Raw genomic sequence first — 16293 nt, 5'->3', positions numbered from 1 at the left:
CAGTTAGGCTCACCTGAGCGTTTTCGCAGGTCAGAGGGATATGACGCACTGTCACGACGTCCCGTCACCTCGTGCTCACGGGGGCGGACCAGGTGCCACAATGACGCCGTGCCCCTCCCCGAGAACCACCCGCTCGAGACCGGACAGACCCGGGACTCGGCCCTGCTGCGCTCCTACCGTGGCGAGTACGTCACCGCTCGCCCCGTCTGGTTCATGCGGCAGGCGGGCCGTTCGCTGCCGGAGTACCGGGCGCTGCGCGCCGACATCCCGATGCTGCAGGCTTGCCTCGAGCCCGAGCTCGTGACGGAGATCACGCTGCAGCCGGTCCGGCGACACGGGGTCGATGCCGCCATCCTCTTCAGCGACATCGTCATCCCGGCACTGCTCGCCGGGGTCGAGGTCGAGATCGTGCCGGGTCGTGGTCCGGTCTTCGCCCACCCGGTGCGCACCCGGGCCGATGTGCACGCCCTCCCGGACCTCGATCCGCAGGCGCTGGACGTCATCCGACGCGCCGTGGCGCTCACGGTCGCCGCGCTGGGGACCACCCCCCTTATCGCGTTCGCCGGTGCCCCCTTCACCCTCGCCTCCTACCTGGTGGAGGGCGGTCCCTCCAAGGATCAGCTCCGCGCCCGCACCATGATGCGCGCCGACCCCCAGACCTGGGACGCCCTGGCCCGCTGGTGCGCCCGCGTCTCGGGCGCCTTCCTGCGTGCCCAGGTCGAGTCGGGTGCCAGCGCCGCGCAGGTCTTCGACTCCTGGGCCGGCTCGCTCGATCGCGAGACCTGGCGCCGGCACGCCGCGCCGCACACCGCGCGCACCATCGCCGCCCTGGACGGCCTCGCCGTGCCACGGGTGCACTTCGGGCTGGGCACCGCCGGGGTCTACGACCTGCTGCCGGACCTCGGTGCCGACGTGATCGGGGTGGACTGGCGCACGCCGCTGGACCTGGCACACGAGCGCGCACCCCGCGTGCCGCTCCAGGGCAACATCGACCCGGCCGTGCTCGGGGCGGACTGGCCCGCGGTCGCCGACCACGTGCACGACGTGCTGCGCCGCGGGGCCGCGGCCCCCGGGCACGTGGTCAACCTCGGCCACGGCGTCCCGCCGAGTACCGACCCGGACGTGTTGACGCGGATCGTGGAGTTGGTCCACGCCACTGAGGTGCGAGGGTGACCGACCCGGTGATCGTGGTGGGCGGCGGGATCGCCGGGCTCACCCTGGCCGCCGACGTCGCGGCGGCGGGCCGGGAGGTCACGGTGCTGGAGCGCGCCGAGCGGCTCGGCGGTCAGGTCGAGGGCGCCACCCTGGCCGGCCACGCGATCGACCTCGGGGCGGAGGCCTTCGCCACCCGCGGCGGCGTGCTCGCCGGCCTCGCCGCGGACCTCGGTCTCGACGTGGAGACCCCGGCCACCGGCCCGGCCTGGGTGGTCGGCCCGCACGGCGCCTACCCGCTCCCCGCCGCCGGTGTGCTCGGCATCCCCACGCACCCGCTGGCGCCGGAGGTGCGCCACGCCATCGGGACGCCGGCCGCGCTGCGCGCCTGGGCGGACCGTGTCCTGCCGATCCGGGCCGGCGGGGAGGGCACGCTCGGCGAGGTGGTCCGCCGACGCATGGGTCGCCGTGTCCTGGAACGCCTCGTGGACCCCGTGGTGCGCGGGGTGTTCTCCAGCTCGGCCGAGAACCTTCCCGTGGCGACGGCGAGCCCCGCCCTGGCCCGCGAACTCACCTCCGGTGCCTCGCTCGCCGCGGCGGCGCAGCGGGTGCGGGCTGCCTCACCCGCCGGCAGCCAGGTGGCCCGCGTGACGGGCGGGATGTCCACCCTCGTGACCGCGCTGCAGTCACGACTCACGGCGGCCGGGGGCCTCATCCGCACCGGCGCGGAGGTCACCACGGTGCGGCCCGACGGCGTGGAGCTGGCCGGCGGTGAGCACCTCTCCGGTCGTGTCGTGCTCGCGGCCGCGGACCTGGTCGCGCCATCCCGGACCACGCGCCGGATCGCCGTGGTCGCCCTCGCCGTGCGCTGCCCGGCACTGGATGCGGCGCCTCGCGGCACCGGAGCCCTGGTCGCGCGCGACACACCGGGCATCACCGCCCGCGCACTCACGCACACGAGCGCCAAGTGGAGCAGTGGTGCCGGTGACGGCGTGCACCTGGTGCGCCTGTCTTACGACGAGGCGCCCGCGCAGGCCACCCCGGCCGCGGACCTCGCCGCCATCACGGGTGTGCCCGACGGCGGGATCGAGATCCTCGACGTCGCCCGACGCACCTGGGTGCGCACCATCGCGGTCGAGGGCACCGCCCTCGAGTCCGCGATACCCGGGATTCCCACGATCGGGGAGGCGAGCGGCCGCACCGGTCTCGCCGCGATCGTGTCGCATGCCCGCGAGGTCGCCGCACACCTGAGCGATGAGATCCGGCTTCCCGGACCTGAGAACCCGATGCAGAGCGAGGAACGATGACAGTGCACACCGAGACACCAGCCCGCCCGTACTACACGCTCTGGGCCACGTTCGCCCGCGCGGGCAGCCACGAGGTCGGCGACCTGCACGAGGCGGTCGCCGACCTGCCGGACACGGTGACCCTGCGCGGCCTCTACGACGTCTCCGGGCTGCGCGCCGATGCCGATCTCATGGTGTGGCTCATCGGGCCCGACCCGCAGGACCTGCAGGCCGCCCTGCGCCGCCTGCGCCGCGCGCAACCCCTGGCGTCCATGCGGCCGGTCTGGAACGCCCTCGGGGTGCACCGGGACGCGGAGTTCGCCCGCAACCACGAACCCGCCTACCTGCGCGGCCTACCTCCCAAGGAGTGGGTCACCGTCTACCCGTTCGTGCGCAGCTACGACTGGTACGTGCTGCCGGAGGAGGAGCGGCGCGCCATGCTGGCCGAACACGGTCGCAAGGGCAGCGAGTACCGCAGCGTGCAGACCAACACCGTCGCCTCCTTCGCCCTGGGGGACTACGAGTGGATCCTGGCCCTGGAGGCCGCCGAGCTCACCGAGCTCGTGGACCTGATGCGGCACCTGCGCGCCACCCGGGCGCGCCTGCACGTGCGCGAGGAAGTCCCCTTCTACACCGGCCGTCTGATCGGCCTCGACGAGATCGCGGAGGTCGTCTCATGAGCGAGAGCTCCACCCAGCCCACCGAGCCCACGTCACAGACCGTCCCGTTCGCGAGTCCGGCCGCCGCCGCGGGGCCCGAGCACGTCACGGAGCCGGTCGCCTACGACGGGATCCTGCTGGCCGGGTTCGGCGGCCCGGAGGGGCAGGACGACGTGATCCCGTTCCTGCGCAACGTCACCCGGGGCCGGGGCATCCCCGACGAGCGGCTGGAGGAGGTGGCGCACCACTACCGTCACTTCGGCGGCGTGAGCCCGATCAACGCCCACAACCGGCAGCTCAAGGCGGCCCTGGAGGCCGAACTCGCCCGCCGGGGCATCGACCTGCCGGTCTACTGGGGCAACCGGAACTGGGACCCCTACCTCCCCGACGCCCTGAAGGAGGCGGACGCCGCCGGGCACCATCGCCTGATCGCGATCGCCACCTCGGCCTACTCCAGTTACTCCTCCTGCCGGCAGTACCGGGAGGACTTCGCCCGCAGTCTCGTGGAGTCGGGGCTCGCCGGCACCACCACCATCGACAAGGTGCGGCCGTTCTTCGACCACCCCGGCTTCGTCACCGTGTTCGTCGACGGCGTGCGCGACGCCCTGGCCACGCTCGCGGTCGACGGCGAGGACGGCGCGGGCGTGCCCGCCGACCGGGTGCAGGTGCTGTTCTCCACCCACAGCGTGCCGACCGCGGACGCCCAGCGCTCCGGACCGGCCGAACTGGGCCTGGGGGAGGGCGGCGCCTACGAGGCCCAGCACCTCGCCGTCGCCTCCTACGTCATGGCGCAACTCGAGCCCACCGTGGGCGAGGTGCCGTGGCGGCTGGTGTACCAGTCCCGCTCCGGCCCGCCGAGCCAGCCCTGGCTGGAACCGGACATCGTCGAGGTGATCGAGGGCCTGCCCGAGGGCGAGGTCGACGCCGTGGTGATCGTGCCGCTCGGCTTCGTCAGCGACCACATGGAGGTGATGTGGGACCTGGACACCGAGGCGGTCGAGGCGGCGCAGGAGCGCGGCATGCGGGTGCTGCGCACCCCCACCCCGGGCATCGACCCGGGCTACGTCACCGGCCTGGTGGACCTCGTCGTCGAACGGCTGCAGGGCACACCTCCCGAGCAGCGACCCGCGCTGACGGACCTCGGCCCCTGGTACGACGTGTGCCGCCCCGGGTGCTGTGAGAACGTACGGCTCGGGTTCAAGCCCGCCGCCGCGGGCCTGGCACCGTGACCGAGGACACCGAGACAAGGGACACCGGGCGACCGCTGCGGGTCGGGACCCGCCGCAGCGCGCTGGCCCGGGCGCAGACCGAGGCGTTCTGCGCCCGGATGCCCGGGTGGCCGCACGCGGTGGAGATCGTCCCGATCACCTCCCAGGGCGACACCACAACGGCGAGCCTGGCCTCCCTGGGCGGCACCGGCGTGTTCGTCACCGCACTGCGCGAGGCGCTGCTGGCCGGGCAGATCGACGTGGCGGTGCACTCCGCGAAGGACCTGCCGACCGCCCCCTGCCCCGGACTGAGCATCGCGGCGTTCCCCACCCGGGAGGACCCGCGTGACCTCCTGGTGGCCGGCGCCCCCCTGGCGCAGTTGCCCGCCGGGGCCCGCATCGGCACGGGTTCGCCCCGCCGCCGCGCGCAGCTGCTGCGGCGCCGGGGTGACCTCGAGGTAGTGGACATCCGAGGGAACATCGACACCCGGATCGGCCGGGTGCTCGCCCCGCGTTCGCCGAGCGAACGGCTCGACGGCGTGGTGCTGGCCGGCGCGGGCCTGGCCCGCCTGGGGCGCACCGGGGACGCGGTGGAGCACCTGGACCTGCGCGAGTGGCCCACCGCACCCGCCCAGGGCGCGCTCGCGGTGGAGACGCGCACCCACAGCGAGGCCCACCGCGTGGTCGCCACCCTCGACGACCCGGCGACGCGACAGGCGGCGAGCGTGGAGCGGGCCGTGCTGCGGCTGCTCGAGGCCGGCTGCGCGGCGCCCCTGGGGGTCAGCGTGCTGGAGGCCGACGCCGCGACCGGTGAGCGCGAGGTGCTGGCGCGGGTCTACGCCCTGGACGGCTCGGGCGTCGTGGAGTCCCGCGGCCGGCTGCATCCCGACGCCCTGCAGGACGCGGAGGTGCACGAGGTGGCCCGCGGCATCGTCGCGGACCTCCTGGACCAGGGGGCCGCGGACCTCGCCCCGCTGCACGGGACGCCGTGACGGCGGCGAGCGCCGAGCCGGTCCGGCGGCCGCGGGTCCTCGTGCCCCACGGTCCGTGGGCGCAGCGGGTGCGCGAGCGCGGGGGTGAGGCCGTGGAGGCGGACCTGCTGCGGGTCGAGGAGGGCGAGACGCCCGCGCTGCGCCAGGTGATCGCCGAGTTGACCGGGCGCGCGGGGGAGCGGCCGTGGCTGGTGCTGACCAGCGCCCGCGCCGTGGCGGCGGTGCACGCCGTGGCGCGGGAGGTGCCCGCGCCGGTGCGCGTGGCCGCCGTCGGCCCGGCGACGGCGCAGGCCGCCCGGGAGGTGCTCGGTCGCGAGGCCGACCTGGTCCCGGAGCGGCACGACGCGGTCGGCCTCCTGGCGGCATTGGCCCGCCAGGCACCCGCGCTCGCCGTCCTGCCGCTCTCCAGCCTCGCCGCCGCCACCCTGCCCAACGGGCTGCGCGACCTCGGCTGGGAGGTGCGCGACGTCGTCGCCTACCGCGTGACGCCGCAGCCTCCCACTCCGCACGTCGCCGAGGCCCTGGCGACCGGCCGGATCGACGCCGTCGTCCTCACCTCGCCCAGTGTCGTGACCGCCCTGGCCGCCACCCTCACCACCACACCCACCACGGCCCTCGCCGTCGCGATCGGGGAGCGCACCGCGCACGCCGCGCGCGAGGCGGGGATCAGCCTCGCCGCCGTCGCCCCCACCCCCGAGGCCGTGATCGACACCGTGTTCAGATCGACCCCCACCGGAGACGAGAGATGACCCACGCCCCGAGAATCCGCCCGCGCCGGCTGCGCAGCAGCGCGGCCATGCGGGAGATGGTGGCCGAGACCCGGCTGCACCCCCGCAACCTCGTGCTGCCCCTGTTCGTCCGGGAGGGCGAGGGCACCCGGGAGATCGCCTCGATGCCTGGCGTGAGGCAGCACGACCTGGACTCCCTGGCCCGCGAGCTCCACGCCGCAGCGGCGGCGGGCGTCGGCGGCATCATGCTGTTCGGCGTCCCGGCCACCCGGGACGCCACCGGCTCCGGCGCCGACGACCCGTCCGGGATCCTCAACCGGGCCACCACCCTCGCCGTGCGCGAGGTGGGTGAGGCCCTGGTGGTCCAGACCGACCTGTGCCTGGACGAGTTCACCGACCACGGCCACTGCGGGGTGCTGGACGGCGCGGGAGGCGTGGACAACGACGCCACCCTGGAGCGCTATGCGGCGATGGCGCTGGCGCAGGCCGAGGCGGGCTCGGCGCTCCTGGGCCTTTCGGGGATGATGGACGGCCAAGTGGCGCACGTGCGCGCCGCGCTCGACGCCGCCGGTCACACCGACACCGCCCTGCTGGCCTACTCCGCCAAGTCCGCCTCCGCCTTCTACGGGCCCTTCCGCGAGGCGGTCGACTCCCAGCTCGTGGGCGATCGCCGCACCTATCAGATGGACCCGCGCAACGCGCGCGACGGCGTGCGCGAGGTGGCGCTCGACGTCGCCGAGGGCGCCGATGTGGTCATGGTCAAGCCCGCCGGCAGCCAGCTCGACCTGATCGCGCGGATCGCACCGCGGGTGGACGTGCCGCTGTGGGCGTACCAGGTCAGCGGCGAGTACGCGATGATCGAGGCCGCGGCGCAGCGCGGCTGGATCGACCGGGACGCCGCCATCGCCGAGTCCCTCGTGGCGATCCGCCGCGCGGGGGCGCAGGCCGTCCTGACCTACTGGGCGCTCGAGGTAGCGCGGAAGGAGAGCAGCCGATGAGCAGCGCACGGACGAACGACGCCGCACTCACGAACGACACCACACTCACCAACGACGCAGCGATGAGACGGGCACGCGCCGTCCTGCCCGGCGGGGTGGACTCCCCGGTGCGCGCCTACGGCGCGGTCGGTCTGACCCCCCGCGTGCTCGCCCGCGCCGCCGGGTCGCGCGTGTGGGACGTGGAGGGGACCGAGTACGTCGACCTCGTCGGCACCTGGGGGCCCGCGCTGCTCGGGCACGCCCACCCCCAGGTCGTGACCGCGGTGCAGGCCGCCGCGGCACGCGGCCTCAGCTTCGGCGCCCCCACCGTGGGCGAGAGCGACCTCGCGGAACTGGTGCGGGACCGGATGACGCTCGAGTCCCTCGCCCCGATCGAGCGGGTCCGCTTCGTCTCCACCGGCACCGAGGCCACCATGACGGCGATCCGACTCGCCCGCGGCGCCACCGGGCGCGACCTGGTGATCAAGTTCGCCGGGCACTACCACGGGCACTCCGACTCGTTGCTCGCGGAGGCGGGCTCCGGCGTCGCCACCCTCGGGCTGCCCGGGTCCGCGGGCATCCCCGAGGCGATCGCCGCCCAGACCATCGTGCTGCCCTACAACGACCCCGACGCCGTGCGTGCGGCCTTCGCCGCCCATCCCGGCAGGATCGCCGCCGTCATCACCGAGTCCGCCGGAGCCAACGCCGGCATCCTGCGCCCGGACCCCGGCTTCAACGCCGCCCTGCGCGCCCTCACCGCGAAGCACGGCGCGCTGCTGATCGTGGACGAGGTGCTCACCGGCTTCCGCGTCTCACCGGCCGGCTGGTGGGGCCTGGAGGCGAGCGAGGACGCCTGGGCGCCCGACCTGTTCACCTTCGGCAAGGTCATCGGCGGCGGGATGCCGCTGGCCGCGCTCGCGGGCCGAGCCGAGGTCATGGATCTGCTGGCGCCGCTCGGACCGGTCTACCAGGCGGGCACCCTGTCGGGGAACCCGCTCGCGGTGGCCGCCGGAACCGCGACCCTGCGGCTGGCCGACGAGGCGGTCTACACCCGCGTGGACGAGGTGAGCGCCGCGGTCCGCGCGGGGCTGGCCGAGGCGTTCGGCGCCGTCGGGCTTCCCGTGACGATCAGCGAGGCCGGCAGCCTGTTCTCCCTCGCCTTCCGGGACGCGCCGGTACGCACCTACGCCGACGCCCAGGACCAGGAGACCTGGCGGTTCGCCCCGTTCTTCGCCGCGATGGTCGAGGCGGGTGTGCTGCTGCCGCCGAGCATCTACGAGGCCTGGTTCCTCTCCGCCGCGCACACCGATGCGGATGTGGAGCGCATCCTGGCGGCGCTCCCGGCCGCGGCCCTCGCCGCCGCGGCGGCGAGGGGGGAGTGACGGACTAGCCGAGCTCCGCCACGCCCCGGTTCGCCAGAGCGTCGGCGCGCTCGTTGCCGGCGTCCCCGGCGTGCCCCTTCACCCATACCCACCGCACCTCGTGCCGCTGCACCTGCTCGTCCAGTGCACGCCACAGGTCGGCGTTCTTCACCGGCTGCTTCGATGCGGTGCGCCACCCGTTGCGTTTCCACCCGGCCAACCAGCTCGTCATGCCCTGCATCACGTAGGTGGAGTCCACGTGCAGGGTCACCTCGCACCGGCGCTTGAGGGCGCCGAGTGCCTCGATCACGGCCGTGAGCTCCATCCGGTTGTTGGTGGTTGCGGACTCCCCGCCCCACAGCTCCTTCTCGCTGCCGCCGGAGACCAGCAGTGCGCCCCACCCGCCCGGTCCGGGGTTGCCCTTGCACGCGCCGTCGGTCCAGATGTTCACAGTGCTCACCCCCACACGGTAGGCGCTGCCTGGCTAGGCTGGGAGCATGAGCGCCCGTGGACTCGACCTCGCCGTGACCAAGATGACCGAGGCGGGCGTCCCCGACCTCGCGATCGCCACCTTCGCCCGCCTCTACGGCGAACTGGAGGCCGGGAAGACCGGCCTGATCCGCGAGTCCGAGGTGGCCCCGCTGACCGGGATCGACCGCCAGGCCGACCTGGAGGTGAGCGAGGAGCAGATCGCCGAGACCCTGGCCGCCACAGTGGTGATCAAGCTCAACGGGGGACTGGGCACCTCGATGGGGCTGGAGGGCCCCAAGTCGCTGCTGCCGGTGCGCGACGGCGCCACCTTCCTCGACCTCATCGCCCAGCAGGTCCTCGCCGCCCGGGAGCGGTACGGCGTGAACCTCCCCCTGCTCCTGATGAACTCCTTCCGCACCCAGGCGGAGTCGCTCGACCTGCTCGCTGCCTACCCCGACCTCCCGGTGGACGGCCTGCCGCTGGACTTCCTGCAGAACAAGGAGCCCAAGCTCGACGCCGAGACCCTCGAGCCGGTCTCCTGGCCCGCGGAGCCTGACCTCGAGTGGTGCCCGCCCGGGCACGGGGACATCTACACGGCGCTGCAGACCTCCGGCGCGCTGGACACCCTGCTCGGTGCCGGGTACCGGTATGCGACTATCTCCAACGCAGACAACCTGGGTGCTGTTCCGGACGGGGCGATCGCTGCCTGGTTCGCCGCCTCCGGTGCCCCGTACGCCGCCGAGCTGGTGGCGAAGTCGGACGCCGACGTCAAGGGTGGGCAGCTCGTGGTGCGCCGCAGCGACGGCCAGATCATCCAGCGGGAGACGGCCCAGACCTACCCGGAGGAGCTTGATGTCGCCAACGACCGGCACGTGCACCCCTTCTTCCACGCCAACAACCTCTGGATCGACCTGGTGGCGCTGAAGGACCTGCTGGCCGAGCACGACGGCGTGATGCCGCTGCCGCTCATCCGCAACGTCAAGACGGTGGACCCGAGCGACAAGACCTCCACGGCGGTGTACCAGTTGGAGACGGCGATGGGCGCCGCGGTGAACGTGTTCCCCGGAGCCCGGGTCATCGAGGTGGAGCGCAAGCGATTCCTGCCGGTGAAGACCACCAACGACCTGTTCCTGCTGCGTTCGGACGTGTACGAGCTCACCGAGGAGAAGCACCTGCTCGCACGCACCGCCGCGCCGCTGATCTCCCTGGACGGCACGTACAAGCTGATCGGGGACTTCCAGGCCCGGGTGAAGCAGGTGCCCTCACTGGTGGAGGCGTCCTCGCTCACGGTCGAGGGGGACTGGCACTTCACCGCGCCGGCCCGCGTGGTCGGCGAGGGTGTGCTGCGCGCCGAGGACGACCTTCCCCACGCCGTTCCCGACGGCGCCACGATCACGGCGCACGGGATCTCCACCTCGAATGAGACCGGAGCGTGACCCGCGAGTGAGCCCGTGTCCTCGCGCGGCTGGATAGTCTGGGACGGTGACCCCCGCACGTTCGCACGAGGCATCGACGCGGCGCCCGGACGCCTCGATGACCCTGCTGCGGGAGTTGCAGGACTCACCGCTGGACCCGGCTTACGCGGATGCGCGTGCACGGCGTGAGCGGCGCGCGGCATCCGGCGCACGGGTGGAGTCCGGGTGGGGCCGCGTGGGGACCTTCCTGCTGGCGGCCGCGCTCGGTCTGGGCCTGACGATCGCGGCGACGACGCTGCGGACCCCGGACGGCTCCACCCGAGCCACCGAGTTGCTCACCGAGCAGATCGCGCAGCGGCGTGCGAGCACCGACGCACTCGAGGAGCGCAATGCCGCTCTCGCCGCGGAGATCCGGGACCTGTCCACCACGCAGCTGGCCGCATCCGATCCGGAGCTCGCGGAGCAGTTCGACGCGCTCGGGGTCGCCTCGGCGGTGACGGCGGTGACCGGTCCGGCGCTCACGGTGCGACTGAGCGACTCGGCACGCGCGCTGGAGGCTCCCGCGGAGTACCCCTCCGAGCGGGTGCAGGCGATCGACCTGCAGGTAGTGGTCAACGCCCTGTGGGCGGCCGGCGCGGAGGCGATCGCGGTCAACGGCACCAGGATCTCCGGTCTCGGCGCGATCCGATCCGCGGGCTCGGCCGTGCTGGTGGATCTGGTGCCGGTCACCTCGCCCTACGAGATCGTGGCGATCGGTCACTCCGAGCGGATGGTCAACGCCTTGGATCGTTCGACCGCCGGCGCCCACCTCGAGGTGCTCTCCGACCGGTACCGGATCCAGGTGACCACCGATCTCACGGACAGTGTCACCCTGGATGCCTCCCGGGTGATCCAGCCTCGCTACGCCGATCCGCTCGGGAACCCGGACGACGTCGGGACGAGTCAGGTCCCCGCAACCACAGGAGATGTCAATTGATCGCGGTCATCGGTCTGATCGTCGGGATCGTGCTGGGGCTCCTGGTCTCCCCGGACGTCCCCGCCGTGCTGCAGCCCTATCTGCCGATCGCCGTGGTCGCCGCGCTGGATGCGCTCTTCGGCGGCGTGCGCGCGCAACTGGAGGGCATGTTCAACGACCGGGTCTTCATCTCCTCGTTCCTGTCCAACGTGGTGGTCGCGGCGCTGCTGGTGTTCCTCGGTGACCAGCTCGGCGTCGGTTCGCAACTGTCCACCGCGGTGCTGGTGGTGCTGGGTATCCGCATCTTCTCCAACGCCGCCTCGATCCGACGCGCAATCCTCAAGGCATGAGCACTACACCGGACGCCCCGCACGCCCACCACTCCCATCGCGCCCCGCGACCGAGCTGGACGCGCCGCTCCCACCTGCTGGTGGCGCTGCTGGTCGCGGGCCTGGGGTTCGCTCTCGTGCTCCAGGTGCGGCAGGTGGCCGGTGACGACCTGGCTGCGCTGCGTCAGGACGAGCTGGTGCGTCTGCTCGACGAGATCACCCAGCGCAATGACACCCTCGAGGCCGAGCAGGCGCAACTGGTGCTGGACCGCGCGGACCTGGTCTCCGGCGCGAACGCCTGGGAGGTCGCACGCCGCAACGCCGAGGTCCAGGGAATCCTCGCGGGCACCATCCCGGTGTCCGGACCGGGCATCGAGATCGCGATCCTTGGCGCCGACGGTGTCCCGGCCTCGGGTTGGGTCAACCTGATCGAGGAACTGCGCATCGCGGGTGCGGAGGCCATCGAGGTGAACGGGGTGCGTGTGGGCGCCGCGAGCTGGTTCGACGACGCCGTGGGCGGGGTGCTGCTGGATGATGTGGAGATCTCCTCACCCGTCACGGTCAAGGCGATCGGGGACGGGCAGACCCTCGACGTGGCGCTGGGGATCCCCGGTGGCGCGCTGGCCACCCTGCGCTCCTACGACGCCCGAACGCAGGTGACGCGGGCCGATGCCCTGGTCATCACCTCCGTGGTGGAGCTCTCCGACCCGGTGTTCGCGACCCCGGCGCCGGAAGAGGACGCTGGAACCGGATAGGCTGGTGCCAGCGGAGTGCGACAGCGCGAACCGCGAGCACGTTGAGCGAGGGAAGGGTCGGCCATGGGCGCCAACGACGAGACATCGACTGACCTGCCGGAGTCGGCCGTCAGCACCACTGCCCACTTCGAGGCGATCACCGACGTCGAGATCCCCGGGGCACCGGGTGCGAGCGGCCAGGCTGCCGCCGCGATCGAGGCGCTCCCGGCGGGGAGCGCGCTCCTGGTGGTGCAGCACGGCCCGACGACAGGCGCGCGCTTCCTGCTGGACGCGGACGCCACCATGGCAGGCCGCGATACCCGTGCCGACATTTTCTTGGACGATGTGACGGTCTCCCGTCGGCACGCTGAGTTCCGTCGGGTACCGGACGGCTTCGAGGTGCGTGACATCGGTTCCCTGAACGGCACCTACGTCAATCGCGTGCGGATCGACGCCGTGCGGCTGCGTTCCGGCGACGAGGTCCAGATCGGCAAGTACCGGCTGACCTTCCACCCGAGCCCGCACGGGACTGCGGCCCCATGACGAGCGGAGCGCCGCGCCGCCGCGTGGGCGCCGCTGCGGACTCGTCCGGGGACGCCGCGGGCGAGTCCGCCGGCCTGCGCGCACTCGCTCAGGAGCCGTGGCCACGCGGTGTCTCGACGAAGCCGACCATGAACATCGGCGCAGTCCTGACGGTGCTCAAGCGGGAGTTCCCCGCCGTGTCCCATTCCAAGTTGCGCTTCCTGGAGGAGCAGGGCCTGGTGCACCCGCACCGCACCCCTGCGGGTTACCGGGTGTTCTCCGACGCCGATGTGGAACGGTTGCGCTACGCCCTGGCGGCGCAGCGCGATTCCTTCCTTCCGCTGCGTGTGATCCGGGACAAGTTGGCCGCGCTGGACGCCGGCCTCGACGAGGACGCCCTCGCGGAGCCGAGGATCCCCAGCGGCGGCGGTGCCCGGTTGAGCGCGGAGGAGTTGGTGCGCCTCGCGGACCTGACGCGTGAGGAATTGGACGACCTCGACGCCGCGGGACTGATCGTGGCGGACGCTGCCGGTCGCTATCAGGCCACCTGCCTGCCGGTGGTGCAGGCCGCCAGCGACCTGCGGCGCCGCGGACTCGACCTGCGGCACCTGCGCCTGATGCGCAGCGCGGCGGACCGCCAGGTGGACGTCATCGCGCAGCTGACCGCGCCCCTGCGTGGACGACCCAATGCGCCGCAGGACTCCCGCGCGAGGGAGAAGGCGATCCAGGAGGCCAACGACCTCTCCGGCCTGCTCAGCCGGCTCCACGGGGCGCTCGTCGCGGCGGGGGTCGACAGGATCGTCTAGAAGGCGGGGAGGATTCGCGTGCGACGCGTCTCGGTCCGAGGAGTGCGGGTCCATGTGCCCGACGGCGAGGTGGTACTGCTGCTCGAGGAGGAGGAGGGGCACCGGATGCTCGCGATCATGATCGGGCCACGCGAGGGTGCCGCCATCGCGACGGCCCAGGCGGGGGTCAGGCCACCACGGCCGCAGACGCACGACCTCGCCCTCGCCATGCTGGCCGCCACGGGGACCACCCTGACGCAGGTCGAGATGGTCGCGGTTCGTGACGGGATCTACTTCGCGGAGATCGTGTTCGGGGACGGCACACGGGTCGACGCCCGTACCTCCGATGCGGTGGCCCTCGCGCTGAGGGCTCAGGTACCGATCCTGTGCGCCGAGGAGATCCTCGCCAGCGAGTCCGTGATCGTGACCGGCGACGCGCCAGGACCCCTGGAGGACGGCGCAGGGGAGGATGAGCTCGCCCGCTTCCGACGCTTCCTCGATGGTGTCGAGGCTGACGACTTCGACGAGCGGGACTCATGAAAGAGTCACCTTCAGGTCAAACTTGAGACTTGGTCGATCGTGGCTCGGCGTGTCGCGCCGATGGGCGTTGACCGGCCCCGCACGCTTCCCTAGGTTGGCAGGTGAGCGAGGCAGACGGCAGTAGTATGAGCGTCACCACCGGTGGCCGAGAGGAGAGTCGCGTGTCCAGCACCGAGGCAGGGGCAGCGTCCACGAGCCACCAGATCACGCAGGGCGCGCTGTTCGGGGACCGCCTGCCGGACCTCGACGCGCACACCGGCTATCGCGGCCACACCGCGTGCCGCGCCGCGGGCATCACCTACCGACAGCTCGACTACTGGGCCCGCACCGGGCTGGTGGAGCCCTCGGTTCGGCCCGCCACCGGCTCCGGCACCCAGCGGCTGTACTCCTTCCGCGACGTGCTGGTGCTCAAGGTGGTCAAGCGACTGCTCGACACCGGCGTCTCGCTCCAGCAGATCCGTCAGGCAGTGGAGCACCTGCGCGAACGCGGCGTGGAGGACCTCGCGCAGATCACCTTGATGAGCGACGGAGCCAGCGTGTACGAGTGCTCCAGCGCCGACGAGGTCTTCGACCTGGTGCAGGGCGGCCAGGGCGTGTTCGGTATCGCCGTGGGCCGAGTCTGGCGCGAGGTCGAGTCCACCATCGCGGAGTTCCCGGTGGAGTCCACCGAGCCGCAGCCCGATGCGCTGATGGCGCGACCGGACCCCAAGGACGAGCTCGCGCGCCGCCGCGCTGCCAAGCGAGCACAGGCCGCCGGCTAGTCAGTCCGGTCGGTTCAACCGCTCATCAGCCGCCGCATCGTGCGGACATTGCGCGTCGTGGTCATAGCGCCCCGCGCCGCCGCCTCGATCGCGCTCGCTACGGGGGTCTGCATCGAACGCTCACCGTCCCGGGGGCGCGGGTACCACCAGTAGATCGCCGGAAGCGGGGCGGGAGCCGCGCACCAGTCCTCGTCCCGGTACCCGCCGGGGGAGGGGACCGCGGCCCGCAGGCCCTTCAACGCGGCCGCGTCCGGCACCAGCACGACGTAGGCGTGATGGCTCTGGCTGTCCGCCTCGTACGGGCACGCGGCCACCAACGCGGCAACCTCGGCCTGGGGGAGTGCCACCACTCCGATCGCTCGCCCGAAGGCCGCCTCGATGGCGCCTTCCGCGCGCGCACGCACCGCGCCACGATCCACCCGCGTAGTGGTCACCATGGCGTTGCCGCTGGCCAGGACCGTCCGCACGTCCGTGAAGCCCGCACCCGCCAGGCACTCCCGCAACGCGGCCGAGGTGACCGTGACGCCACCGACGTTCACGCCGCGCAGGAAGAGGGCGTACCGGGACACCGGCACGATTATGTCAACTCACGCAGGGCGGTCAGGAGGGTCTGCGCGAGGTCACCGGGACGCGTGAACTGCGGCCAGTGGCCGGTCGGCAGGTCCACCCAGGTGACGTCCTGGACGCGTGCCGTCTCCGCCAGGTAGGAGTGCCACGGGTGCTCGGGGTCCTCGGCGATCCCGCGCATCGTGGCTACGTCCATCTCGCAGCAGATCAGCGTGATCGGCACGGTGAAGCGGGCGGCATCGTTCAGGCGCTGGGGATCCGAGGCGACCGCGGCGGGTGTGGGGATCGCGACGCGTGCGAAGGCGGCGCGGATCACCGGGCTCATGTCGCGCAGGGATTCCTCGTCGAAGACCGACCAGTCCGGGAGCGGGATCTCGCCCTGCGCGGCCGGGAGGTCGGCATTGATGCACCCGCCGTCAGCGAGCGGCGCGGAGTCCACGTAGACCACATGGGCGACGGCGTGGGGGCGAGCACCGACGACCGCATCCACCACGGCGTGCGCGACGGCGCCGCCGCCGGAGTGACCGACCAGCACCACGCCGTCGGGCAACTCGTCCACGAGAGCGACCACGGCGGCGACATGATCGGCCAGGCCGATCCGCGCGCGGGTCTCGCTGATGTCGTCCGGCCCGAGACCGGGGAGCGTCACCGGATGTACGCGATGCCCCTCGGCACTCAGCGCGTCGGTGATCGGGGCCCAGGAGTCGCCGGTGAGCCAGAAGCCCGGGATGAGGATGACGTCCATGCACGGAACCTACCGCCGGTGCGCAACGGGGGCGAGAGCCGTTCGTGTAATGACATAATGTACCTTATCGGCGCCCGGTGTCACGGGGCGTGGCGTGTAGCCTGGG

The 16293-nt window shown here is 72.8% G+C and carries 19 protein-coding genes; 16 read left to right on the top strand and 3 right to left on the bottom strand.

The features are described from left to right. Positions 1 to 108: 108 nt before the first annotated feature. The 8 genes from hemE to hemL are packed head-to-tail and all read left to right on the top strand — an operon-like array spanning position 109 to position 8384. Positions 109 to 1173 (top strand): uroporphyrinogen decarboxylase, encoded by a 1065-nt coding sequence (gene hemE / locus ATL40_RS06200; protein ID WP_098468777.1) that lies wholly within the window; start codon positions 109 to 111, stop codon positions 1171 to 1173. Further along, complete coding sequence (locus ATL40_RS06195; protein WP_098468776.1) at positions 1170 to 2459, top strand: protoporphyrinogen/coproporphyrinogen oxidase; 1290 nt, start codon at positions 1170 to 1172, stop codon at positions 2457 to 2459. The genes hemE and ATL40_RS06195 overlap by 4 nt, the downstream gene beginning before the upstream one ends. After that, the gene (gene hemQ / locus ATL40_RS06190) at positions 2456 to 3118 is read left to right on the top strand and encodes a hydrogen peroxide-dependent heme synthase (RefSeq protein ID WP_098468775.1); all 663 of its coding nucleotides are present in this window, start codon (positions 2456 to 2458) and stop codon (positions 3116 to 3118) included. Before ATL40_RS06195 ends, hemQ begins: the two co-directional genes overlap by 4 nt. Beyond that, a complete protein-coding gene (locus ATL40_RS06185) occupies positions 3115 to 4326 on the top strand; it encodes a ferrochelatase (RefSeq protein WP_098468774.1) in 1212 nt (403 codons plus the stop codon). The genes hemQ and ATL40_RS06185 overlap by 4 nt, the downstream gene beginning before the upstream one ends. Further along, the gene (gene hemC, locus ATL40_RS06180) at positions 4323 to 5297 is read left to right on the top strand and encodes a hydroxymethylbilane synthase (protein ID WP_098468773.1); all 975 of its coding nucleotides are present in this window, start codon (positions 4323 to 4325) and stop codon (positions 5295 to 5297) included. Before ATL40_RS06185 ends, hemC begins: the two co-directional genes overlap by 4 nt. Next, the gene (locus tag ATL40_RS06175) at positions 5294 to 6046 is read left to right on the top strand and encodes a uroporphyrinogen-III synthase (RefSeq protein WP_098468772.1); all 753 of its coding nucleotides are present in this window, start codon (positions 5294 to 5296) and stop codon (positions 6044 to 6046) included. Before hemC ends, ATL40_RS06175 begins: the two co-directional genes overlap by 4 nt. Then, positions 6043 to 7023, top strand: a complete 981-nt coding sequence (gene hemB / locus ATL40_RS06170) for a porphobilinogen synthase (protein ID WP_098468771.1) — start codon at positions 6043 to 6045, stop codon at positions 7021 to 7023. The genes ATL40_RS06175 and hemB overlap by 4 nt, the downstream gene beginning before the upstream one ends. Beyond that, positions 7020 to 8384, top strand: a complete 1365-nt coding sequence (gene hemL / locus ATL40_RS06165) for a glutamate-1-semialdehyde 2,1-aminomutase (RefSeq protein ID WP_169925893.1) — start codon at positions 7020 to 7022, stop codon at positions 8382 to 8384. The genes hemB and hemL overlap by 4 nt, the downstream gene beginning before the upstream one ends. 4 nt (positions 8385 to 8388) lie before the next feature. Here hemL and rnhA read toward each other — a convergent pair whose 3' ends face one another. Beyond that, positions 8389 to 8823 carry a ribonuclease HI gene (rnhA, locus tag ATL40_RS06160; protein WP_245866819.1) on the bottom strand — a complete coding sequence of 145 codons (435 nt, stop codon included), beginning with the start codon at positions 8821 to 8823 and terminating at the stop codon, positions 8389 to 8391. Between the two features lie 37 nt (positions 8824 to 8860). Between rnhA and ATL40_RS06155 the strand changes: the two genes are divergently transcribed. The 8 genes from ATL40_RS06155 (at position 8861) to ATL40_RS06120 (ending at position 14875) form a co-directional block, all read left to right on the top strand. After that, positions 8861 to 10270 (top strand): UTP--glucose-1-phosphate uridylyltransferase, encoded by a 1410-nt coding sequence (locus tag ATL40_RS06155; protein WP_098468770.1) that lies wholly within the window; start codon positions 8861 to 8863, stop codon positions 10268 to 10270. Between the two features lie 46 nt (positions 10271 to 10316). Then, positions 10317 to 11225, top strand: a complete 909-nt coding sequence (locus ATL40_RS06150; protein ID WP_143556877.1) for a DUF881 domain-containing protein — start codon at positions 10317 to 10319, stop codon at positions 11223 to 11225. After that, positions 11222 to 11554, top strand: coding sequence for a small basic family protein (locus ATL40_RS06145; RefSeq protein ID WP_098468768.1), 333 nt, complete (start codon positions 11222 to 11224; stop codon positions 11552 to 11554). The genes ATL40_RS06150 and ATL40_RS06145 overlap by 4 nt, the downstream gene beginning before the upstream one ends. Beyond that, a complete protein-coding gene (locus ATL40_RS06140) occupies positions 11551 to 12288 on the top strand; it encodes a DUF881 domain-containing protein (RefSeq protein WP_098468767.1) in 738 nt (245 codons plus the stop codon). Before ATL40_RS06145 ends, ATL40_RS06140 begins: the two co-directional genes overlap by 4 nt. Positions 12289 to 12351: 63 nt before the next feature. Beyond that, the gene (locus ATL40_RS06135) at positions 12352 to 12810 is read left to right on the top strand and encodes an FHA domain-containing protein (RefSeq protein WP_098468766.1); all 459 of its coding nucleotides are present in this window, start codon (positions 12352 to 12354) and stop codon (positions 12808 to 12810) included. Then, positions 12807 to 13595, top strand: coding sequence for a transcriptional regulator FtsR (gene ftsR, locus ATL40_RS06130; protein WP_098468765.1), 789 nt, complete (start codon positions 12807 to 12809; stop codon positions 13593 to 13595). Before ATL40_RS06135 ends, ftsR begins: the two co-directional genes overlap by 4 nt. A gap of 18 nt (positions 13596 to 13613) precedes the next feature. Beyond that, positions 13614 to 14114: a bifunctional nuclease family protein gene (locus tag ATL40_RS06125; protein WP_098468764.1), complete on the top strand. Its 501-nt coding sequence runs from the start codon at positions 13614 to 13616 to the stop codon at positions 14112 to 14114. Positions 14115 to 14275: 161 nt separating this feature from the next. Further along, the gene (locus ATL40_RS06120) at positions 14276 to 14875 is read left to right on the top strand and encodes a MerR family transcriptional regulator (protein ID WP_281254884.1); all 600 of its coding nucleotides are present in this window, start codon (positions 14276 to 14278) and stop codon (positions 14873 to 14875) included. 14 nt (positions 14876 to 14889) lie between these two features. Here the strand turns inward: ATL40_RS06120 and ATL40_RS06115 are convergent, their stop codons facing one another. Together ATL40_RS06115 and ATL40_RS06110 are read right to left on the bottom strand one after the other, a co-directional pair. Beyond that, positions 14890 to 15444, bottom strand: coding sequence for a DUF1697 domain-containing protein (locus ATL40_RS06115; protein WP_169925892.1), 555 nt, complete (start codon positions 15442 to 15444; stop codon positions 14890 to 14892). 8 nt (positions 15445 to 15452) lie between these two features. Next, on the bottom strand, positions 15453 to 16187 hold the full coding sequence (locus ATL40_RS06110; protein ID WP_098468761.1) for an alpha/beta fold hydrolase: 735 nt from the start codon (positions 16185 to 16187) through the stop codon (positions 15453 to 15455). Between the last annotated feature and the right edge of the window lie 106 nt (positions 16188 to 16293).

The sequence above is a fragment of the Serinibacter salmoneus genome (assembly GCF_002563925.1).
In the GTDB taxonomy this organism is placed as follows: domain Bacteria; phylum Actinomycetota; class Actinomycetes; order Actinomycetales; family Beutenbergiaceae; genus Serinibacter; species Serinibacter salmoneus.
Note: the sequence above shows the minus strand (reverse complement) of the source record. Positions and strands in the feature narration are given on the sequence as shown.